19 protein-coding genes and 1 pseudogene are annotated in these 18668 nt (G+C 73.6%); 13 read left to right on the forward strand and 7 right to left on the reverse strand.

Annotation, left to right across the window (positions count from 1 at the left end; all coding sequences use genetic code 11):
• A pseudogene (locus VK501_RS17285) lies at window positions 1-275 on the forward strand (aminomethyl-transferring glycine dehydrogenase subunit GcvPB); the annotation flags it as partial.
• Window positions 276-321: 46 nt separating this feature from the next.
• On the opposite strand, the gene VK501_RS17290 reads toward VK501_RS17285, so the two are convergent.
• Window positions 322-900 carry a DUF1360 domain-containing protein gene (locus VK501_RS17290; protein WP_324339504.1) on the reverse strand — a complete coding sequence of 193 codons (579 nt, stop codon included), beginning with the start codon at window positions 898-900 and terminating at the stop codon, window positions 322-324.
• Between the two features lie 45 nt (window positions 901-945).
• On the opposite strand from VK501_RS17290, the gene trpS reads away from it, so the two are divergent.
• The 3 genes from trpS (at window position 946) to scpB (ending at window position 3594) form a co-directional block, all read left to right on the forward strand.
• On the forward strand, window positions 946-1956 hold the full coding sequence (trpS, locus tag VK501_RS17295) for a tryptophan--tRNA ligase (protein ID WP_324339506.1): 1011 nt from the start codon (window positions 946-948) through the stop codon (window positions 1954-1956).
• A 92-nt stretch (window positions 1957-2048) separates the two neighbouring features.
• Window positions 2049-2807: a segregation and condensation protein A gene (locus VK501_RS17300; protein WP_324339508.1), complete on the forward strand. Its 759-nt coding sequence runs from the start codon at window positions 2049-2051 to the stop codon at window positions 2805-2807.
• 82 nt (window positions 2808-2889) lie between these two features.
• On the forward strand, window positions 2890-3594 hold the full coding sequence (gene scpB / locus VK501_RS17305; RefSeq protein WP_324339510.1) for an SMC-Scp complex subunit ScpB: 705 nt from the start codon (window positions 2890-2892) through the stop codon (window positions 3592-3594).
• Between the two features lie 82 nt (window positions 3595-3676).
• Here scpB and VK501_RS17310 read toward each other — a convergent pair whose 3' ends face one another.
• Window positions 3677-4114 (reverse strand): pyridoxamine 5'-phosphate oxidase family protein, encoded by a 438-nt coding sequence (locus VK501_RS17310; RefSeq protein WP_324339512.1) that lies wholly within the window; start codon window positions 4112-4114, stop codon window positions 3677-3679.
• Window positions 4115-4135: 21 nt separating this feature from the next.
• Here VK501_RS17310 and VK501_RS17315 point away from each other — a divergent pair, with 21 nt between their 5' ends.
• Window positions 4136-4666, forward strand: a complete 531-nt coding sequence (locus VK501_RS17315; protein ID WP_324339514.1) for a TetR/AcrR family transcriptional regulator — start codon at window positions 4136-4138, stop codon at window positions 4664-4666.
• A gap of 426 nt (window positions 4667-5092) precedes the next feature.
• Here the strand turns inward: VK501_RS17315 and VK501_RS17320 are convergent, their stop codons facing one another.
• The 3 genes from VK501_RS17320 to VK501_RS17330 all read right to left on the reverse strand — a co-directional run bounded on the left by VK501_RS17320 (window position 5093) and on the right by VK501_RS17330 (window position 7998).
• Complete coding sequence (locus VK501_RS17320; protein ID WP_324339516.1) at window positions 5093-6475, reverse strand: ankyrin repeat domain-containing protein; 1383 nt, start codon at window positions 6473-6475, stop codon at window positions 5093-5095.
• Between the two features lie 188 nt (window positions 6476-6663).
• The gene (rlmN, locus tag VK501_RS17325) at window positions 6664-7653 is read right to left on the reverse strand and encodes a 23S rRNA (adenine(2503)-C(2))-methyltransferase RlmN (protein ID WP_324339518.1); all 990 of its coding nucleotides are present in this window, start codon (window positions 7651-7653) and stop codon (window positions 6664-6666) included.
• 15 nt (window positions 7654-7668) lie between these two features.
• Complete coding sequence (locus VK501_RS17330) at window positions 7669-7998, reverse strand: hypothetical protein (protein WP_324339521.1); 330 nt, start codon at window positions 7996-7998, stop codon at window positions 7669-7671.
• 46 nt (window positions 7999-8044) lie between these two features.
• Between VK501_RS17330 and VK501_RS17335 the strand changes: the two genes are divergently transcribed.
• Window positions 8045-8767, forward strand: a complete 723-nt coding sequence (locus VK501_RS17335) for a pseudouridine synthase (protein WP_324339523.1) — start codon at window positions 8045-8047, stop codon at window positions 8765-8767.
• Here VK501_RS17335 and VK501_RS17340 read toward each other — a convergent pair.
• Window positions 8703-10064, reverse strand: coding sequence for a sensor domain-containing diguanylate cyclase (locus VK501_RS17340; protein ID WP_324339525.1), 1362 nt, complete (start codon window positions 10062-10064; stop codon window positions 8703-8705). The two genes, VK501_RS17335 and VK501_RS17340, sit on opposite strands and share 65 nt — an antisense overlap.
• 87 nt (window positions 10065-10151) lie before the next feature.
• Here VK501_RS17340 and aroH point away from each other — a divergent pair, with 87 nt between their 5' ends.
• The 5 genes from aroH (at window position 10152) to aroA (ending at window position 15369) form a co-directional block, all read left to right on the forward strand.
• Window positions 10152-10517 carry a chorismate mutase gene (gene aroH, locus VK501_RS17345; RefSeq protein ID WP_324339527.1) on the forward strand — a complete coding sequence of 122 codons (366 nt, stop codon included), beginning with the start codon at window positions 10152-10154 and terminating at the stop codon, window positions 10515-10517.
• Between the two features lie 26 nt (window positions 10518-10543).
• On the forward strand, window positions 10544-11644 hold the full coding sequence (locus VK501_RS17350; protein ID WP_324339529.1) for a pyridoxal phosphate-dependent aminotransferase: 1101 nt from the start codon (window positions 10544-10546) through the stop codon (window positions 11642-11644).
• 248 nt (window positions 11645-11892) lie between these two features.
• Window positions 11893-12954: a 3-deoxy-7-phosphoheptulonate synthase gene (gene aroF, locus VK501_RS17355; protein WP_414641189.1), complete on the forward strand. Its 1062-nt coding sequence runs from the start codon at window positions 11893-11895 to the stop codon at window positions 12952-12954.
• Entirely contained in the window at window positions 12951-14024 is a 1074-nt protein-coding gene (locus VK501_RS17360; RefSeq protein ID WP_324339533.1) for a prephenate dehydrogenase/arogenate dehydrogenase family protein, read from the forward strand. The genes aroF and VK501_RS17360 overlap by 4 nt, the downstream gene beginning before the upstream one ends.
• A gap of 40 nt (window positions 14025-14064) precedes the next feature.
• Window positions 14065-15369, forward strand: coding sequence for a 3-phosphoshikimate 1-carboxyvinyltransferase (gene aroA, locus VK501_RS17365; protein WP_324339534.1), 1305 nt, complete (start codon window positions 14065-14067; stop codon window positions 15367-15369).
• On the opposite strand, the gene VK501_RS17370 is transcribed toward aroA, so the two are convergent.
• The gene (locus tag VK501_RS17370; protein ID WP_324339536.1) at window positions 15324-16637 is read right to left on the reverse strand and encodes an MFS transporter; all 1314 of its coding nucleotides are present in this window, start codon (window positions 16635-16637) and stop codon (window positions 15324-15326) included. The genes aroA and VK501_RS17370 overlap by 46 nt on opposite strands.
• Window positions 16638-16694: 57 nt before the next feature.
• Here VK501_RS17370 and cmk point away from each other — a divergent pair, with 57 nt between their 5' ends.
• A complete protein-coding gene (gene cmk / locus VK501_RS17375; protein WP_324339538.1) occupies window positions 16695-17282 on the forward strand; it encodes a (d)CMP kinase in 588 nt (195 codons plus the stop codon).
• A gap of 17 nt (window positions 17283-17299) precedes the next feature.
• Window positions 17300-18613, forward strand: a complete 1314-nt coding sequence (der, locus tag VK501_RS17380) for a ribosome biogenesis GTPase Der (RefSeq protein ID WP_324339540.1) — start codon at window positions 17300-17302, stop codon at window positions 18611-18613.
• Window positions 18614-18668: the final 55 nt, after the last annotated feature.

The raw sequence follows: 18668 nt of genomic DNA on the forward strand, positions 1-18668 counted from the left end.
TCAAGACGCTCGACCTGGCCAAGCGGCTGCTGGACCACGGCTACCACCCGCCGACGGTCTACTTCCCGCTGCTGGTCGACGAGGCGCTGCTCGTGGAGCCGACCGAGACCGAGACGCGCGAGACGCTCGACGGCTTCGCCGAGGCGATCGCGAAGATCCTGACCGAGGCCGGCGAGGATCCCCAGATCGCGCAGAACGCGCCCTACACGACGCCCGTGCGCCGCCTCGACGAGGCGGCCGCGGCCAAGAAGCCGGTCCTGCGCCAGCCGCTCTAGCCTCACGGCAGGCGTCGAGGGACGACTCACCCGGGTATATCCCGGTTCAGTCGTCCCTCGACGTGCCGTTGGGGCGCGGCGGGCGCTGGAAGCGCGCGATCGTCCCGCCCTCCTCGTCGTCGTCCTCGTCGGGTGGCAGCGCCTGCGCCTGCGCCTGCTGCTGGGCCAGGTCGGCGCCGGCGCACAGGGTGGTGAAGCCCGACTGCAGCCAGTCGTTGGCGGCGGCGAGGGCGAGCACGGGCAGCACGACCTGCGCCTCGCGGGGGCGCAGCAGCCGCAGGCCGACCAGGCCCAGCGCGCTCCAGCTGCCCACGCAGCGCGTGCAGCTCAGCAGCTCGCCGACCGCGTAGCGCAGGCGCCGGCCCTTCGGGCGCCGCTCGATCCCGTCGCGGCCCACCCGCTCCTCCACGAACGGCTCCCGCACCCACGAGTCGACCTTCTCCTTGGCGACCAGCTTGGCCAGGGCGAACGTCGCCAGTCCGAGCACCGGCAGCTCCCCGGGCCGCACGGGCTCGGCCTCCTTGGCTCGCGAGGCCACGACCAGCGCTCCCAGCAGCGTGCCGTAGCCCGCGCTCAGCGTCGCGTAGTCGATCGGCTTGGTCGGCGTCGTGCTGACGGGATCCACAGCGGGGCGGCTACCCGGCGCGGTGGCTTCATAGACTCCGCGGCGATGCGCATCTTCAGTGGGATCCAGCCCACCGGCCAGAAGCACCTGGGCAACTACATCGGCGCGATCGTCCAGTACGTCGAAGGACAGCAGCGGGCTGCCGACGCCGGCGACGTGGCGATCTTCTGCGTGGTCGACCTCCACGCGATGACCGTGCCGTGGGAGCCCGACGAGATGCGCGCACGGGTCTACGACACGGCCGCGATCCTCCTGGCCGCCGGGCTGGACCCCGATCGCTGCATCTTCATCCGCCAGAGCGACGTCCACGAGCACACCGAGCTGGCATGGCACCTCGGCGCGGTCACCGCCCACGGCGACCTCAACCGCATGCACCAGTTCAAGGAGAAGTCGGCCCGCCAGCGCGACCTCGTCTCCGCCGACCTCTTCTTCTATCCCGTCCTCATGGCCGCCGACGTGCTCGCCTACCGGGCCAACGAGGTGCCCGTGGGCGACGACCAGCGCCAGCACGTCGAGCTGATGCGCGACGTCGCCCAGCGCTTCAACGATCGCTTCGGCGAGCAGCTGGTGGTCCCCGAGCTGAAGATCCCGAGCGTCGGCGCCCGGATCATGGACCTCCAGGACCCGACGTCGAAGATGTCGACGACCGGCGGCTCGGTCGAGGGCACGGTCTACGTGCTCGACGACGCCAAGACCGTCGAGAAGAAGTTCAAGCGCGCGGTGACCGACTCCGAGGACCCGCCGCGGATCGCGCGCGACCCGAGCAAGCCGGGCGTCTCGAACCTCATCGACATCCTCGCGGCGGCGCGCGGGATCACGCCGGAGCAGGTCGAGGAGTCGCTGGCCGACGCGCGGGGCTACGGCGATCTCAAGATCGCCACGGCCGACGCGGTCAACGCGCTCCTGGAGCCCGTGCGGGAGCGCTACAGCGCGCTGCGGGCCGACGAGGACGCCCTGGAGGCGATCTTCGCCGCCGGCGCCGAGAAGGCCCGCGCGATCACGTCCGAGACGCTCCGCGACGTGCGCGCCGCGACGGGCGTCGGCCCGCGTACCTGAGGGCGGGCCGTGATGGCCGAATCCGCCCACGTTGCGGGAATCGAGCCCGCCCGCCCCGCCGCCGTCGGGGACGGTCGCTACGGTCTGGCGCAATGAGCACCCTGGTCGCCGAGCTCGAGCTCGACCTCGAGGTCTTCACCGGACCGTTCGACCTCCTGCTGACGCTCGTCCTCAAGGAGGAGGTCGACCTGCTGGAGGTGGAGCTGGCCGACGTCGTCCTCTCCTACATCGACGTCCTGGAGTCCCGCGGCGAGCTGGACCTCGAGGTCGCGACCGAGTTCCTCGTGCTCATCGCCGCGCTGCTGGAGCTCAAGTCGCGGCTCATGCTGCCGCGCGAGGACGAGGAGCTGCTCGACTTCGAGCCCGACGTCGCCGCCGAGGAGCTGCTGCAGCGCATGCTGGAGGCCAAGCGCTACCGCTCGGCCGCGTCGCACCTGATCGAGAAGCTGCTGGGCCAGGACGGCGTGCGCTTCCGCAGCGCGCCGCTGCCCGCGGCGCTGCGCCGCACCGACGTGCACGACCTCGACGCCGTCTACAAGCCGGCGCGCCTCGGCCGCGCGATCGGCGGACTGCTGGCGCTGCCGCCCAAGGTCGACATCCGCCACCTCACGATCCCGCGCGTCAGCGTCGCCGACCGCCTGTCGCACCTGCGGCGCCTGCTGCGGTCCGCGGGCCGGACGACCTTCGAGGAGGCGGTCGCCGGCGCCGATCGCGTGACCGTCTGCGTGACGCTCTTCGCGCTGCTGGAGCTCTACAAGCAGGGCGAGGCGACTTGGCAGCAGGAAGAGCCGTTCGGCGAGATCGAGATCGTGTCGCCGGGCGCGGCCGCGGCCTCCGCCGCCGCGGCGTGAGCGCGGAAGTCCTCGCCCAGGGGCTCGGATTCCGGGCCGAAACTCGCCCAGGGGCTCGCTTCGGCGGCCGGGGGCGTTCCCTGTGAGCGATCTGGCGCGCACCGTCGAGGCGCTGCTCTTCCTCTCGGCCGAGCCGGTCACCGAGAGCGAGCTGCTGGCCGCCTGCGAGTGCGAGGAGGAGGCGCTGGGCGAGGCGCTCAGCGCGCTGGGCGAGGCCTACGCGCCCGGGCAGCGCGGCCTGGAGCTGCGCGAGCTCGCCGGCGGCTGGACGCTGGCCACCGCGCCCGACACCGAGGCCGCCGCACGCCGGCTGCTGTCCAAGCCGCGCACGCCGCCGCTGTCGCCCGCCCAGGCCGAGACGCTCGCGATCGTCGCGTACCTGCAGCCGGTGTCACGGCCGGAGATCACGCGCATCCGCGGCGTCAGCGCCGACTCGGCCGCCGGCACGCTGCTCGATCGTGGGCTGATCGAGGAGTCCGGCCGCTCGCCGTTCGGCGCGATCCTCTACCGCACGACGCCGCTCTTCCTGAAGCTGTTCGGGATGGTGTCGCTCGACGACCTGCCCGACGTCGAGGAGTGGGATCCGTCGCCGGAGGAGGAGGCCGACCTGCGCGAGCGCCTGCTCCGCGCGGGCGAGGCGCGCGCCGGGTCGACCCCGCCGACGCAGGGTGGCCCGGACGAGGGCCCGGACGACGACGGCGGCGAGCAGGATGGTGCGGACGCCGACGGCGAGCAGGATGGCGCGGACGCCGACGCCGACGGCGAGGACCTCGCACCGCCCGGCTAGAAGCGCGGGTCCTACCCGCCGCGGGTTTCGCCCCCTGGGCGAAGACCCGCAAGGGAACCTGGCCCTCTGGGCCAGTGTTCCCCTAGAACCTGAACGTCGCCTGGCTGTCGACGAAGGCCGTCTCCAGCCAGGCGTGCGCGGTCGTCGGGGCGAAGCGGAAGAGGGCGCCGACCTGGGGCAGAGCCGCGAAGGACGCGGCGTCCGCCGGCATGTCGTACTTCCTGCTGTACGCCGCGTAGGCATCGTCGTCCTCGGCGCGCTCCGCGGTCCCCTCGAGGATCACGACGTCGTCGCCGCTCTCCAGGTGCATCGTGCACCGCGGGTCGCACAGCAGGTTGCGGCCCTTGACCGACTCCAGCCCGGTCCCGAACCACAGCGCGCCGGCCAGCCACACGCCCCAGACCGGCCTCGCGTGGGGGCGGCCATCGGCCCGCGCGGTCGACAGCCAGTAGTTGCGCGCGGCGCGCAGCTGCCGGTCGACGCGCTCCCAGGCGACCGGCCCAACCATTTCCGAATCCATGTTCGATAATGTAACGCGCCCATGGCCGGGCGTCCACGATCGCGCTCCGACGACGAGCTGCTCGACGCCGCCGCCTGCGTGCTGGGGCGCACCGGCGTGGCCGGCCTGACGTTCGCCGGGGTCGCCCGGGAGGCCGGCATCGCGCCCTCGTCGGTCCACGGCCGCTTCGGGTCCAAGCACAACCTGCTCGTCGCCCTGGCCGCGCGCGCCCGGCCACCGCAGCCGCGCGACGACCTCCCGCCGCGCGAGGCCCTCGTGGAGTTGCTGGTGCGCCTCGCCGAGCCGGTCGCCGAGCTCGGCGCGTTCCGCGCGCACTTCACGTTCCTGCAGCTCGACCTCGACGACCCCGAGCTCGGTGCGCACGCGCGACGCTGGACGCTCGACCTCCGCGCCACGATCGCGCGCCTGCTCGCCGCCGCCGGCTACGCCGACGCGCCCACGCGCGCGCCCGCGGTCCATGCGGCGCAGCAGGGCGCGCTCCTGCTCTGGGCCCTGGACGGCGAGGGCACCGCGCCCGACCGCGTGCGCGACGCGGTCGAGGCGGTGCTCTGAGGGGACAGTCCCCCGCCCGAACGGGCGGGGGACTGTCCCCGCGAGCCCCACGGCGTTCAGCGCCGGCGCTCGTGTGGCATGAGGCGTGGTTCGGGGGCGATGACGAGGAGGTTCGCGCCGGGCGCCGCCGTCGTCGGTCCTCCGCGGTCGCCCGGGGCCGGGTCGTTCGGGCGTGAACGACAATCTGTGCTGTTTTGAGCACGTATACGGGGGTCTAGACCGCACGCATTCCATCCGGGTCGACTTTCCCTTGGGTATCAAGGGAAAGTCGACCCGCGTCCCTCGCCCCTCGGGCGTGGCGGACACCCCACGCGCCGGCGCCGCCGGACGCCTTCCGTCGTCATCGTCCCCGAGCCAGGCCTACGCGACCTGAGCGCCCGAGCGGGGCGCCGCGGGCGTTCGCGGCACCCAGGCCCGCCCGCCCCCTCAGCCCCCGCGCGACCGCAGCAGCGCCGCGGCCTCGGGGTGGCCGCCGAAGTCGGCCCAGCCGGCGGCGGGGCTGTCGTGGAGCGTGTCGCGCAGGGTCGGGTCGGCGCCGGCGTCCAGGAGCGCTTCGATGGTCGGCAGCGATCCGGACTGCGCCGCAAGGTGCAGCGCCGTGACGCCGTCGCCGTGGGTCGGGCCGCCGAAGGTCGCGCGGCCGTCGACGTCTGCGCCCAGCTCGATCAACCGGCGGACGGCGTCGGCGCGGCCGGTCGCCGCGGCCCACACCAGCGGCGTGCCGCGGTAGACGTCGGCGTCGACCCGCGCGCCGCGCGCCACCAGCGCGCTGATCGCCTCGACCCGATCGCTGCGCGCCGCCCACGCCAGCGCCTCGTCGAGGATCTCCTGCGGATCGTCGCTGGGCGTCCACGCCGGGAAGCCGCCGTGCGGCCGGTAGAAGCCGCGCAGCGCGCCCGCCGCCTCGGAGACCGTGCCGTCCGGCGTCACCAGCTCCTCGATCAACCCGACCCGCCCGAGGCCGGCGGCCACGCGCAGGTTGCGCGGATGCAGCGAGGCGGCCGCGAGGACGTCGGTCACGCGGTGATGGCCCCAGAAGAGGGCGACGACCAGCGGCGTGCCGCCCGCGCCACGGCCCGAGACGTCGGGCGGCGCGCCGTGCTCCAGCAGGAACGCCGCGGCGTCCGCGGCGTCCGCGTAGGCGGCCTGGTGCAGCGGCGTCCAGCCGTGCGCGTTGGGATGGGCGACGTCGGCGCCGTGCTCCAGGAGCAACGCGGCGGTCGGCACGTCGGACGCCATGTTGATCAAGGCATTGCCGTTGGTCCCGCGGGCGCGCGCCAGCTCGGGGAACCGCGCCAGCAGCGCCGCCAGCTGGTGGCGGTCGCCGGCCTCCATCGCGCGGAACGCGCGGGCGAACGGCTCGCCGCCGTCGGCCAGCGCCTCGACGTGGCGCCGCAGCGCCGCCCAGCTCGCGAACCCGTGACGCCCGGCCACGACCTGCCGCGCGCCCTCGCGGGTCAGCGCCGCGCCCGTGCCCTCGAACGCCGCCTCGGCGCTCGGCGTCCCGTCCTGCGCGCTGGCCAGCAGCCCGTCGGCGCGTCCCTCGTAGTACTCCAGGTCGGTGCGGAACGCGTACTCCAGCCCCTCGCCGAACGCGTCGATCCGCTCGACGTACGCGCGCAGCCGCACCCACGACGGGAACCCGTGCTCGCGCGCGACCACCATCTGCGCGCCGGCGTCCTTCAGCGGCTTGGCCGGATCGGGGCGAAACGGCGCGGCCCGCGCCAGCGCCGCCGCGTCGCCGCGCCGGTGCGCGCGCTCGAGCTCCTTGGCCTGGCGGTGCAGCTCGGTGAGGGTCAGCGCGGCCATGGCGCGACGACCCTAGTGGGTCGCGCGGGAACGTTCGCCGGGGAATCCCGTTCGGCGGCGCCGATCCGGCAAGGACGCAGGACCGAAGGTGTGCCTCTGGCACATCGAGGTCCGAGGACACAGCCGGGCGGTGATCGCCGGACGGGATTGCCGGTGAGACGTTTCCGCGTGGCCCACTACGTCCGGCGCTACGACGCCAGGGCCTTGGCGGCCAGCTGGCCGCACGCGGCGTCGATGTCCCGGCCGCGCGTGAGGCGCACCGTCGCGCCGATGCCGTGCTCCTCGAGCGTCGCGCGGAAGTCCTCGATCGTCTCCCGGTCCGACCCGTCGTAGCTGCCGGTCGGGTTGTACGGGATCAGGTTGACCTTGAAGCGCTTGGGGTCGAGCACCCGCGCCAGCTGCACCGCATGCTCGGGCTGGTCGTTGACGCCGTCGAGCATCACGTACTCGATGAAGATCATGCGCTTCTTGCGGTCGTAGAAGCGCCCGCACGCGGCGAGCACCTCGTGCAGCGGATGGCGGTCGTTGACCGGCATGATCCGCGAGCGCAGCTCCTCGTCGGCGGCGTGCAGCGAGAGCGCCAGGCGGATCGGCATGTCGCACTCGGCGAGGCGGTCGATGCCCGGCGTCCAGCCGACCGTCGAGATCGCCGTGTGGCGATGGCTCACGCCGACGTCGGGCAGCCTGCGGCAGGCGGCGAGCACGTTGTCGAGGTTCATCATCGGCTCGCCCATGCCCATGAACACGACGTGGTCGACGTCCTCGGCGCGACGGAAGTGCAGGGCCTGGTCGAGGATCTCCGACGCGGTCAGGTTGCGCCCGAACTTCATCGTCCCGGTCGCGCAGAACGTGCAGGTCAGCGGGCAGCCCGACTGCGACGAGAGGCACAGCGAGCGGCGGCCGTCGCGGTAGCGCATCAGGACCGCCTCGACCGGACGCCCGTCCGACACCGTGCGGAACAGCACCTTGATCGTGCCGTCCTTGGCGTGCGCCTCGTTCTCGACCTCGAGCGTCGAGAACGGCACGCGCTCGGCGAGCCGCGCGCGCAGCGCCGCCGGGACGTTGGTCATCACGTCGTAGCCCGCCGCGCCGCGCGCCGTCCAGTCCCACACCTGGCGGGAGCGGAACGTCGGTTGACCGAGGTCGGCAAGGGTCGTGTCGAGCAGCTCGAGGTCCATGGCGCGACCCCAAGGCTAGCCCGGGGCCTCGCCCACCGTCACGCTCACCGCGCCGTGGAACTCGGCCTGCACCATCTGCGGCCGGCCGGCGCCGAAGTCGATCGGCGACGCGTCCAGGAAGTCGCCCTCCAGCAGCACGAGCGTCGCGTCGCCGACCGAGAACGCCTCGATCCGCCCGGGGCGCGCGTCGATCAGCGTGATCTCGCCCTCGGCGCGCGCCAGCGCCCCGACCACGCTCAGCCGCGTGTTGCCCGCGTCCTGCGACGCGCTTTGCGTCGCCGCGAACACCCGCTGCCCGACGTGCCCGTCCAGCCAGGCGATCAACGCGTCGAAGTCCATGCTCATGGCCGGAACCCTGCCAGGCCACGGCATCGCTAGCCTCGCGCCGCAGATGCGCCTCGCGAAGTTCCTCGCCCACGCCGGTGTCGCCTCCCGCCGCGCGGCGGAGGAGATCGTCCGCGAGGGCCGCGTCACGCTCGGCGGCGACATCGTGACCGACCCGGCGCGCGAGGCCGACGGCAGCCTCGAGGTGCGCGTCGACGGCAAGCCGGTCCGCGCGCCCGAGGAGCGGGCGGTGTGGCTGGTCAACAAGCCGCCCGGCGTCGTCTCGACCGCCAAGGACACCCACGGGCGACGGACGATCGTGCAGCTCGTCCACGCGCCCGGCACGCGGCTCTATCCCGTCGGGCGCCTCGACGCCGACACGACCGGACTGATCCTCCTGACCGACGACGGCGACCTCGCCAACCGCCTCACCCACCCGCGCTACGAGGTGCCCAAGACCTACATCGCCGAGGTCGAGCACGGCCCGGTGCGCGAGTCGTCGCTGCGCAGGCTGCGCGAGGGCGTCGAGCTCGACGACGGCGTCACCGCCCCGGCGGGCGCCCGCCAGATCCGCGCAGGCGTCCTGGAGCTGACGCTGCGCGAGGGGCGCAAGCGGCAGATCAAGCGCATGTGCGCGGCGATCGGCCATCCGGTCAAGAAGCTCTCGCGCGTCGCGTTCGGCCCGCTGCGCCTCGGCGACCTCGGCGAGGGCCACGTGCGGCGGCTCAGCCCCGCGGAGGTCCAGCGGCTGCGCGACGCAGCGGCACCACCTGCGCGCGAGCCGGGCTGACCACCTGGTCGCGCCCGTGGGCCTTGGCCTGGTTGAGCGCCATGTCGGCGGCGGCGAGCGCAACCGCGATGGCGTCGTCGCCGGCGCCGACCATCGCGATGCCGCCCGACGCGGTCGTGCGCACGTCGTGCGCCCACGTGCCGACGGGCTGGTCGCGCACGGCGGCGACGGCGCGGTCGACGGCCAGCGTGACGCCGTCGGCGTCGGTGCCGGGCAAGACGATCAGGAAGCCCTCGTCGCCGGAGCGGCCGAGGACGTCGCCGTCGCGCAGCTGGCCCCGGAGCCGGTTGGCGACCGTCAGCAGGACCGCGTCGGCGGCCAGCGGCCCGTGCTGGTCGCCGATGGCCTTCAGCCCGTCGACGTCGACGAGCGCGAGCGCCAGCGGCCGGCCGGGCGCGCGGCTGCGGTGCAGGTGCTCGGCGGCGACGAGCGTCGCGGCCCGCGTCCGCGCGCCGGTCAGCGCGTCGAAGGCGCCGGCGCGGGCATCGGCGGCGCCGAAGGTGCCGAGGCGCCCGACGTCGCGCAGCAGCGTGGCGAGGACGATGGCCGATGCGACGAGCTCCAGCCCGACCGACGCGTACCAGCCGACCGAGAAGCGGCTGAGCGAGAGGAGCGTCAGCGCCGTGCCGGCGAGCATGCACGCCACGACGAGCAGGAGGCGGCGCTCCAGCGGGCTCCGGCGCCCGCGGCGGGCGACGACGACGAGCGCCAGCAGGTCCAGGCCGAGGACGACGGGCGTGGCGGCGAGCCCGAGCGGCGACAGCTTGGCGCCGTCGGTCACGTCGGGCAGCGAGCCGCCGAAGGCCACGAGCGCCCACGTGAGGCCCGCGGCGCCACCGGCGATCGCCAGGCCGGTCAGGATCGCGGCGCGCGCGCGGCGAACGGTCGGCCCGGCGAGCCGGCGGCGGAACGCGGGCGGGCCGCCCCAGAGCGCGGCCGCCAGGCCGAGCGGCAGGCCGCCGTGGCCCACGGCCCACAGCCAGGAGGCCGACTGCCCGCCGGCCTCCAGGACGCCGTCGTGGGTGAGCGCTCCCGGCAGGACGAGCAGGTGGACCACCGCGAGCAGCCCGGCCGCGAAGTACGCCGCGGCGAGGCCGAGCAAGGGCGCGGAGCCGCGCGCGAGGAACTGCGCCAGCACGAGCGCGCTGGTCAGCAGGTTGCACAGCACGATCGCCGTCAGGCAGATCGGCAGGAAGGTGGAGCTCTCACCCAGGTCGTCGCGCAGGAACGGCAGCAGCGCCACGCAGGCGGCGACCAGGCCGAGCACGAGCGCGCGTTGGGCGACGGGCAGCGACATCGTCCCGGGCAATCGGCCGGTCCGACGACGGACCGCAGCGCGGTGGACGAACGAGCGACGCCCGGCCCTGCCATGATCCGCCGCCGAATGCGGCTCTTTGCCCTCCGCGGCGCGATCAGCGTCGATCGCAATACCGCCGAAGCCATCCTCGGTGCAACCGAGTGGCTGATGCGGGAGATCATGAAGCGCAACGACCTCGTCCCCGAGGACGTCGTCAGCTGCCTGTTCACGCTGACCGAGGACCTCGACGCCGAGTTCCCCGCGGTCGCGGCGCGCCAGCTCGGCTTCGGGCAGGTGCCGCTGATGTGCGCCCGCGAGGTGCCGGTGCCGGGCTCGATGCCGCGGGTGATCCGCGTGTTGATGCACTACTACGCGCCCGACGAGCACGAGTCGCGCCACGTGTACCTCGGCGACGCGCGCAAGCTGCGCCTCGACCTCGAGTCCGCGCAGTAGTCCGCCCCCCCCTAGGATGGACGGCGATGGCGATCGAGTTCTCCGCGGCCGTCAGCCGCATCCCCGTGTATCCCGCGGCAGCCGCCTACGCGCTGCCCGAAGACGTCGCGCTGCTGGCGTCCAACGAGTCGCCGGAGCCGCCGATCCCGGCGGTCGTCGCGGCCGTGCAGGCGATCCTGACCGGCGTCAACCGGTATCCCGACCCGACCAACAGCAAGCTGCGCGGCGCGCTGAGCGACCGCTACGGCGTGCCCGCGACGCGCATCGCCATCGGCAACGGGTCGTGCGACATCCTGCTGGCCGCCGGCGAGGCGCTGCTGGAGCCCGGGGCCGAGCTCGTCTACGCGTGGCCCTCGTTCAGCGTCTACCCGCACCTCGCCGCAGCGACCGGCGCGACCGCGATCCAGGTCCCGCTCAACGACCGCCACGAGCACGACCTCGACGCGATGCTCGCCGAGATCACCGCCGCCACGCGGCTCGTCCTCGTCTGCAACCCCAACAACCCGACGTCGACGGCGATCCCGCTGGCCGACGTCGCCGCGTTCCTGGACCGGGTCCCGTCGAACGTCTGCGTCATCCTCGACGAGGCGTACTGCGAGTACAACACGCTCGACGATCCCGACGCCTCGCTCGACCTCCTGACCAAGCACCCCAACCTGGTCCTGCTGCGCACGTTCAGCAAGGTGTACGGGTTGTGCGGGCTGCGGGTCGGCTACGCGCTCTGCGGCTCCGACGCGTTCGTCACCGCCGTCAACCAGGTCCGCCAGCCGTTCTTCTGCAACGCTGCCGCCCAGGCCGCGGCGATCGAGGCGCTCAAGCACGGCGACGCCGTCGCCCAGCGCGTCGAGCGGGCGGTCGTCGCGCGCCTGGAGCTCGAGGACGGTCTCGGCGAGCTCGGCATCACGCCCGCCGAGTCGCAGGCCAACTTCGCGTGGTTCGACTTGCCGGTTTCCGACGGCGAGGAGCCGGCGCCGTTCGAGGCGTCGATCGTCCGCACGCTCGGCGAGCGCGGCGTCCAGGTGCGCGCGGGCGGCGCGCTCGGCCGCCCCGGCGCGCTGCGCGTCAGCTTCGGCACGCCGGAGCAGAACGCAAGGTTCTTGCGCGAATTGCGCGATCTGCTTCAATAGCAGTGCTTCATGTCCCGCTCGCCCCTCACGATGCGCACTCCGCAGGTCGGCCTCGTGGCCGCCGCGCGCGTCGATGGTGGCAGCGGTTGCGTTGCTTGGTATTGGCGATTTAGCTAGGCGCTCGGCCGGCCGCGTGGCCGTGTCCGCATCGGACCCTCAGGGTCGAGCGCCGTAGCCACCGCTGGCGTCTGCCGGCATCCCATCGCCTCTAGACTTCACCCCCAAGCCGCAGAAGGAACCCTCCGATGATGATCATCATGAAGCCGACGGCCACCGACTCCCAGGTGGATGCAGTGATCGAGCGCATCCAGTCCGTCGGCGCGCACGCCCATCCCAGCCGCGGGGAGGAGGTGACGGTCATCGGAGCCATCGGCGACCGCGAGCACGTCGCCCGCCTCGGCCTCGAGGGCTACGACGGCGTCGACAAGGTCGTCCCGATCCTCAAGCCCTACAAGCTGGCCTCCCGCCAGCTCAAGGGCGACACGCGCACCGTCCTGGAGATCGGCGGCCGCAAGATCGGCGGCGACCACTTCGCCCTCATCGCCGGTCCGTGCACCGTCGAGACGCGCGACCAGACGCTCGACACGGCCGACGCGATGCTCGCGGCCGGCGCCACGATGTTCCGCGGCGGCGCCTACAAGCCGCGGACCTCGCCCTACGCCTTCCAGGGCCTGGGCCAGGAGGGCCTGCGCCTGCTGGCCGAGGCCAAGGAGCGCACCGGCCTGCCGGTCGTCACCGAGCTGATGGACGCGCGCGACATCGAGGCCGTCGCCGAGGTCGCCGACGTCATCCAGATCGGCGCGCGCAACATGCAGAACTACCCGCTGCTCAGCGAGATCGGCCGCAGCGGCATCCCGGTCCTCATCAAGCGCGGCCTGTCGAGCACGCTCGAGGAGCTGATCATGGCCTCGGAGTACGTCCTCAAGGAGGGCAACGAGGCGGTGATGCTCTGCGAGCGCGGCATCCGCACGTTCGAGACGGCCTACCGCTTCACGCTCGACCTGACGGCGATCCCGGTGCTCAAGGAGATGACGCACCTGCCGATCGTCGTCGATCCCAGCCACGCCGCCGGACGGCGCGCGCTCGTCGAGCCCCTGTCGCTGGCCGCGGCGGCCGTGGGCGCCGACGGGATCATCGTCGAGACGCACCCCGAGCCCGACGAGGCGATCTGCGACGGGCCGCAGCAGCTGCGGGTCGACGCCTTCGACGCGTACGCCATCAAGGTCGAGCAGGCCTCCGTCCTGGCCGGCAAGCTGCCCTTCGGCGCCGCCGCCACGCAGAACGCCGCCGCCGCGCAGACGACCGCGTGACGGATGAGGCCTCGACCGACGGACCGCCGCTCCGCCTCGCCCTCCTCGGGCTGGGGCTGATCGGCGGCTCGGTCGGGCTGGCCGCGCGGGAGCGCCTCGGCGCGCGGGTCGTCGGCTTCGACCCCGACCCGCACGTGCGCGAGCGCGCGCTGGCGCTCGGCGTCGTGGACGAGACGGTCGACGACCCGGCGCGGTTCGGGCCGGCCGACGTCGCCCTGGTCGCCGCGCCGGTCGGTGCGCTGGCCGCCCGCGTCGCCGAGGCGTGCGTGCACGTGGCCGGCGCCGTGGTCACCGACGTCGGCTCGACCAAGCGCGCGCTCGTGGAGGCGGAGCTGGGCGACCGCTACATCGGCGGGCACCCGCTGGCCGGGGCGGAGGTCGCCGGCGTCGAGCACGCCCGCGCCGACCTCTTCGCCGGCGCCACCTGGTACCTCACGCCGCGGCCGCAGAGCGAGGGCATCCTGCTCGAGCGGCTGCACCGCTTCGTCACGGGCCTCGGCGCCGTGCCGACCGTCATCGGCCACGAGGAGCACGATCGCCTGATGGCGGCGTTCTCCCACGTGCCGCACGTCGTCGCCAACGCGATGGTCACGGCCGCGACGCGCGCGCTGGGCGACGAGGCGATCCCCGTCGTCGGGCCGAGCTTCCGCGACGCGACGCGCGTCGCCGGCGCCAACCCGCCGCTGTGGGCGGGCATCTACACCGCCAACCGCGACGCCGTCCTGGACGGCCTCGACGCCACGATCGACCTGCTGCGCGAGGCGCGCGCCCTGCTCGCCTCCGGCGACGCGGGCGCGCTGGAGGGCTGGCAGGCGACCGCCGGCGAGCAGCGCCGGGCGCTCCTGGACGTCGGCATGGCCGGGGGCCCATTGCGGGAAGTGCGGGTCGTGGTGCCCAACCGCCCCGGCGTGATCGCCGATCTCGCCCTGACGCTCAGCCGCGCAGGCATCAACATCCACGACATGAGCCTCTCGCCCCAACCCGACTTCCGCAGCGGCGAGGTCGCGCTGTGGGTGGCCGAGGGCCATGCCGACCGCGCCCGCGAGCTCGTCGAGCAGGTCATCGCATGACCGCGCGCCGACCGTGTCGCCGTCACGAGAGGACCAGCCGGTGACCATCGTCCGCTTCGCCCCCGCCAAGCGCCTGCGAGGCTCCGTCACGCCGCCGGCCGACAAGTCGATCTCGCACCGCGCGGCGATCCTCGGCGCGATGGCCGCCGAGCCGGTCCGGGTGCGCAACTACCTGCACGCCGAGGACACGACCTCGACGCTGAACGCCATCCGCGCCCTGGGCGCGCTGGTCACGGTGCAGGGCGACGGGGTGATCATCCGCGGCACCGGGCTGCGCAACACGACCGAGCTCGAAGGCCCCCTGGACGTCGGCAACGCCGGCACGCTGATGCGCCTGCTGCCGGGCTGGCTGGCGGGGCAGGAGGGCCGCTCGTACACGCTCGACGGCGACGAGTCGATTCGCCGCCGGCCCGTCGACCGCATCGCGGAGCCGCTGACGCGCATGGGCGCGCGGATCGACGCCACCGAGGGCCGGCTGCCGCCGTTCACCGTCCACGGCGCGCACCTGCGCTCGATCGCCTATGACCTGCCGGTCGCCAGCGCGCAGGTCAAGAGCTGCGTCCTGCTCGCCGGCCTGATGGCCGACGGCGCCACGACGGTCCTGGAGCCTGCGCCGTCCCGCGACCACACCGAGCGGATGCTCGCCGCCGCCGGCGTCACCGTGCACCGCAACGGCCCCTACCTGACGGTGACCAACGTGGACGAGCTGACCCTCGACGACGTCACGGTCCCCGGCGACCCGTCGTCGGCCGCGTTCATGATCGCCGCCGGCGTGCTCGTCGGCGGATCGCGGATCCAGGTGCTGGGCAGCGGGACCAACTGGACGCGCACGGGCTTTCACCGGATCCTCGAGCGCATGGGCGGCATCGTCGTCGGCGAGCTCGAGGAGGCGCCCGGCGACGAGGTGCTCGCCCACGAGCCGATCGGCGACCTCGAGGTCGCCCACGGCCCGCTGGTCGGCACGGTCATCGACGCCGAGGAGGTCCCGCTGGCCATCGACGAGCTCCCGCTCGTCGCGCTGCTGGGCTGCTTCGCCGAGGGCGAGACCGTCGTCGGCGGCGCGCAGGAGCTGCGCCTGAAGGAGTCCGATCGGATCGCGACCGTCGTGCACGGGCTCAACGCGCTCGGCGGCGACCTCGAGGCGACCGAGGACGGCTTCGTCGTGCGCGGCACCGGCGGCCTGCGCGGCGGGACGATCTCCTCGCACGGCGACCACCGCCTCGCGATGCTCGGCGCGATCGCCGGCCTGGCGTCCGACGAGGGCGTGGAGGTCGTCGGCATGGAGGCCGCCGACGTCTCCTACCCGACGTTCACCGAGGACCTCGGGTCGCTGCTCGGCCGCTGAGGCCCGCCGGGGGCCGCCGGTCCCGCCGCGTCCGCCGCAGCCTCCGTGGCGCGCGCGACGCCGCCGTCCTCGGCCCGCAGGCCGGGGATCACGTAGAGCAGCGCGATGATCGCCACGCCGCCGAGCGCCCCGGCGACGAGCAGGACCGTCCCGGCGCCGAACGCCGCGGCCGCCGGACCGGTGAGCGCGAACGACACGGGCGTCAGCCCGACCGACACGAGCCAGTCCAGCGAGCTGACGCGGCCGCGCAGCGCCGGCGGCACGCGCACCTGCATGAGCGTCGCCCACACCGGGTTGCCTGCGCCGCTGAGGATCCCGAACAGGAAGCTGCACGCCACCATCTGCCAGACGTGGTCGGCCAGCGCGTAGCCGCACAGCGCGAACGTCGCGACGCCCCAGACCCAGTACAGGAACGTGACCTCGCGGCGGGGGATGCCGAAGTGGCCGATCGCCACGGTGCCCACGAGCGCGCCCGCGCCGCCGACCGACAGCACGAGGCCGAAGCTGCCCGCCGTCGCCTCGAGATCCTGCTGCAGGCGGTAGGGCAGCAGCACCTCGGTCGGGCCGAGGAAGAGCAGCAGCGCCAGCGCCGCCATGACCAGCGTCGCCCACAGCCAGGTCTGCGAGCGCACGAAGCCCGCCGCCTCGCGCATCTGCACGAGCAGCGGCTCGTGCTCCTCGTCATGCACGGGCGGCCGCGCGCGCATCGCCAGCAGGCACACGATCGAGATCGCGAACGTCCCGGCGTCCACCAGCAGCGCCCCACCGGTGTCCAGCAGCGCGACCGCCAGGCCACCGAGCGCCGGGCCGGCCAGCCGCAGGCCCACCGGGCGCAGCGACTGGGCCAGCGAGTTGGCCTGCACCAGGATCGACTCGGGAACCAGCTCGGGGATGATCGAGCCGAGCGCCGGTCCCGAGAGCCCCTCCCCGGCGCCGAAGACGAAGCTCAGCACGATCAGCTGCCAGATCTCGAGCGCGCCGCTGAGCGACAGCACGCCCACCGCGCCGACCGCGAGCAGGCGCACGAGGTCGGCGATGAGCAGCTGGCGGCGCTTGTCGTAGCGGTCGGCCAGCAGACCGCCGGCGAGCAGGAACCCCACCATCCCGATCGACCAGGCGAGGCCGACGAGCGACAGCGTCGTGGCGCTGCCCGACAGGTCCAGCACCGCGAAGGGGAGGGCCACCAGGTAGATCCCGTCACCGAGCAGCGACACGAACATGCCGCCCCACAGCAACGCGAAGTCCCGCTCCCGCAGAGGTCCGAGCAACCGCATGACTTTGCGGAGGATGCCACACCAGGTGGCCGCGCCCTACCCTGGCGGGCTGTGCTAGTCGCCATCGACGGGCCTGCCGGAGCCGGCAAGTCCACCGTGGCGCGCGCCGTTGCGCGCGCGCTCGGGTTCACCTACCTCGACACCGGGGCCATGTATCGCTGCGCCGCGCTGGCCTGGCCGCGCGATGTGGCGACCCTCGACATCGCCTTCGACGGCGATCGCGTCCTGTGCGACGGCGAGGACGTCAGCGACGCGATCCGCACGCGCGAGGTCAGCGAGAAGGCCTCCGAGGTCGCCGCGCGGCCCGACGTCCGGGAGGCGCTCGTCGCCCGGCAGCGCGCGCTGATCGCCGGCGGCGACTGGGTAGCCGAGGGCCGTGACATCGCGACCGTCGTCGCGCCCGACGCCGAGGTCAAGGTCTTCCTGACCGCCTCACCGCAGGAGCGGGCGCGCCGCCGCGCCGCCGAGCTGGGCGCCGACGCGCACGTCGTCGCCCAGGAGCTGGCGATGCGCGACCAGCGCGACACCGGCCACGGCCGCAGCACCCTCGAGCCGGCGCCCGGCGCCGAGCTCCTGGACACCACCGGCCTCTCGATCGACGAGGTCGTCCAACGGATCGTGGAGCGGGTACGACAGTGAGCGGTACAGGACCCAAGGTGGCCGTGATCGGCTATCCCAACGTCGGCAAGTCCTCGCTGGTCAACCGGCTGAGCGAGTCGCGCATCGCGGTCGTCCACGAGGACGCCGGGATCACGCGCGACCGCCACGACGTGGCCTGCGAGTGGAACGGCCGGCGCTTCACGCTGATCGACACCGGCGGCATGGACTTCTTCGACGACGATCCGCTGGCGGGCTCGATCCGCGAGCAGGCGCAGGCCGCGATGGCCGACGCCGACCTCGCGATCTTCGTGGTCGACGCCCAGGCGGGCGCGCGGCCCGGCGACGAGGAGCTCGCCGACCTGCTGCGCCGCTGGAAGAAGCCGGTCGTCATCGCCGCCAACAAGGTCGACTCCGTCAAGGACGTCCCGCAGGCCACCGAGTTCTACACCTTGGGCCTGGGCGACCCGATGGCCGTCTCGGCCACGCAGGGCCTCGGCACCGGCGACCTCCTCGACCGCGTCGTCGACCTCCTGCCGGAGGGCGACTTCGAGCCCGAGGACGACGACATCATCCGGCTGGCGCTGATCGGCCGGCCGAACGTCGGCAAGTCGTCGCTGGTCAACAAGTTCCTCAAGTCCGACCGCGTCATCGTCAGCGAGGTCGCGGGCACGACGCGCGACGCGATCGACCTGCCGATGGAGATCGACGGGCGGCGCGTCATCATCGTCGACACCGCCGGCATGCGCCGGCAGTCCAAGGTCAGCGAGTCGGTCGAGTACTACACGACCCTGCGCTCGCAGCGGGCGGTCGAGCGCGCCGACGTCGCGCTGGTCATCTGCGACGCGCACGACGGCGTCACCGCGCAGGACCTGCGCGTCGCCGAGCTGGCGATGAAGGCCGGCACGGCCACGGCGCTCGTGCTCAACAAGTGGGACGTCGCGCCCATGGAGGAGGCCGACCTCGACCACGAGCGCGCGCGGGTCAACAACAAGCTGCGCCTGCGCCCGAAGGTCCTGACGGTGTCGGCCAAGAGCGGCCGCAACGTCGATCGCCTGCTCAAGGAGGCGATCATCCTCGGCGACCGGATGCTCACGCGCATCCCGACGCCGCAGCTCAACCGCTTCATCGGCGAGGTCGTCCAGGAGCGCCAGCCGCCCGCCAAGCAGGGCAGCCGGCTGCGGCTGCTGTACATGGCGCAGTACGAGACGCGCCCTCCACGGTTCGCCATCCAGATCAACAGCCGCAACCGAGTGACGCGCGACTACGCCTATTTCGTCGAGAATCGTCTGCGGCAGCGATTCGGCATGGACGGGATCCCGCTGATCATCGACTTCAACGAGCGCAAGAGCAGACGTGACGACAGCCGATAGGGGTGCCGTAGCGACACAGTCACCTAGGGCCCAGCACGCGATCCGCGGCGCGGTC

Source organism: Baekduia sp., from assembly GCF_035318805.1.
GTDB lineage: Bacteria > Actinomycetota > Thermoleophilia > Solirubrobacterales > Solirubrobacteraceae > Baekduia.

What these genes read in the sequence shown, in the direction of transcription:
- trpS (WP_324339506.1), top strand. Translation starts at nt 946, where the DNA reads ATGCGCATCTTCAGTGGGATCCAGCCCACCGGCCAGAAGCACCTGGGC.
- VK501_RS17300 (WP_324339508.1), top strand. Translation starts at nt 2,049, where the DNA reads ATGAGCACCCTGGTCGCCGAGCTCGAGCTCGACCTCGAGGTCTTCACC.
- VK501_RS17310 (WP_324339512.1), bottom strand. Translation starts at nt 4,114, where the DNA reads ATGGATTCGGAAATGGTTGGGCCGGTCGCCTGGGAGCGCGTCGACCGG.
- VK501_RS17315 (WP_324339514.1), top strand. Translation starts at nt 4,136, where the DNA reads ATGGCCGGGCGTCCACGATCGCGCTCCGACGACGAGCTGCTCGACGCC.
- VK501_RS17320 (WP_324339516.1), bottom strand. Translation starts at nt 6,475, where the DNA reads ATGGCCGCGCTGACCCTCACCGAGCTGCACCGCCAGGCCAAGGAGCTC.
- rlmN (WP_324339518.1), bottom strand. Translation starts at nt 7,653, where the DNA reads ATGGACCTCGAGCTGCTCGACACGACCCTTGCCGACCTCGGTCAACCG.
- VK501_RS17330 (WP_324339521.1), bottom strand. Translation starts at nt 7,998, where the DNA reads ATGAGCATGGACTTCGACGCGTTGATCGCCTGGCTGGACGGGCACGTC.
- VK501_RS17335 (WP_324339523.1), top strand. Translation starts at nt 8,045, where the DNA reads ATGCGCCTCGCGAAGTTCCTCGCCCACGCCGGTGTCGCCTCCCGCCGC.
- VK501_RS17340 (WP_324339525.1), bottom strand. Translation starts at nt 10,064, where the DNA reads ATGTCGCTGCCCGTCGCCCAACGCGCGCTCGTGCTCGGCCTGGTCGCC.
- aroH (WP_324339527.1), top strand. Translation starts at nt 10,152, where the DNA reads ATGCGGCTCTTTGCCCTCCGCGGCGCGATCAGCGTCGATCGCAATACC.
- VK501_RS17350 (WP_324339529.1), top strand. Translation starts at nt 10,544, where the DNA reads ATGGCGATCGAGTTCTCCGCGGCCGTCAGCCGCATCCCCGTGTATCCC.
- aroF (WP_414641189.1), top strand. Translation starts at nt 11,893, where the DNA reads ATGATCATCATGAAGCCGACGGCCACCGACTCCCAGGTGGATGCAGTG.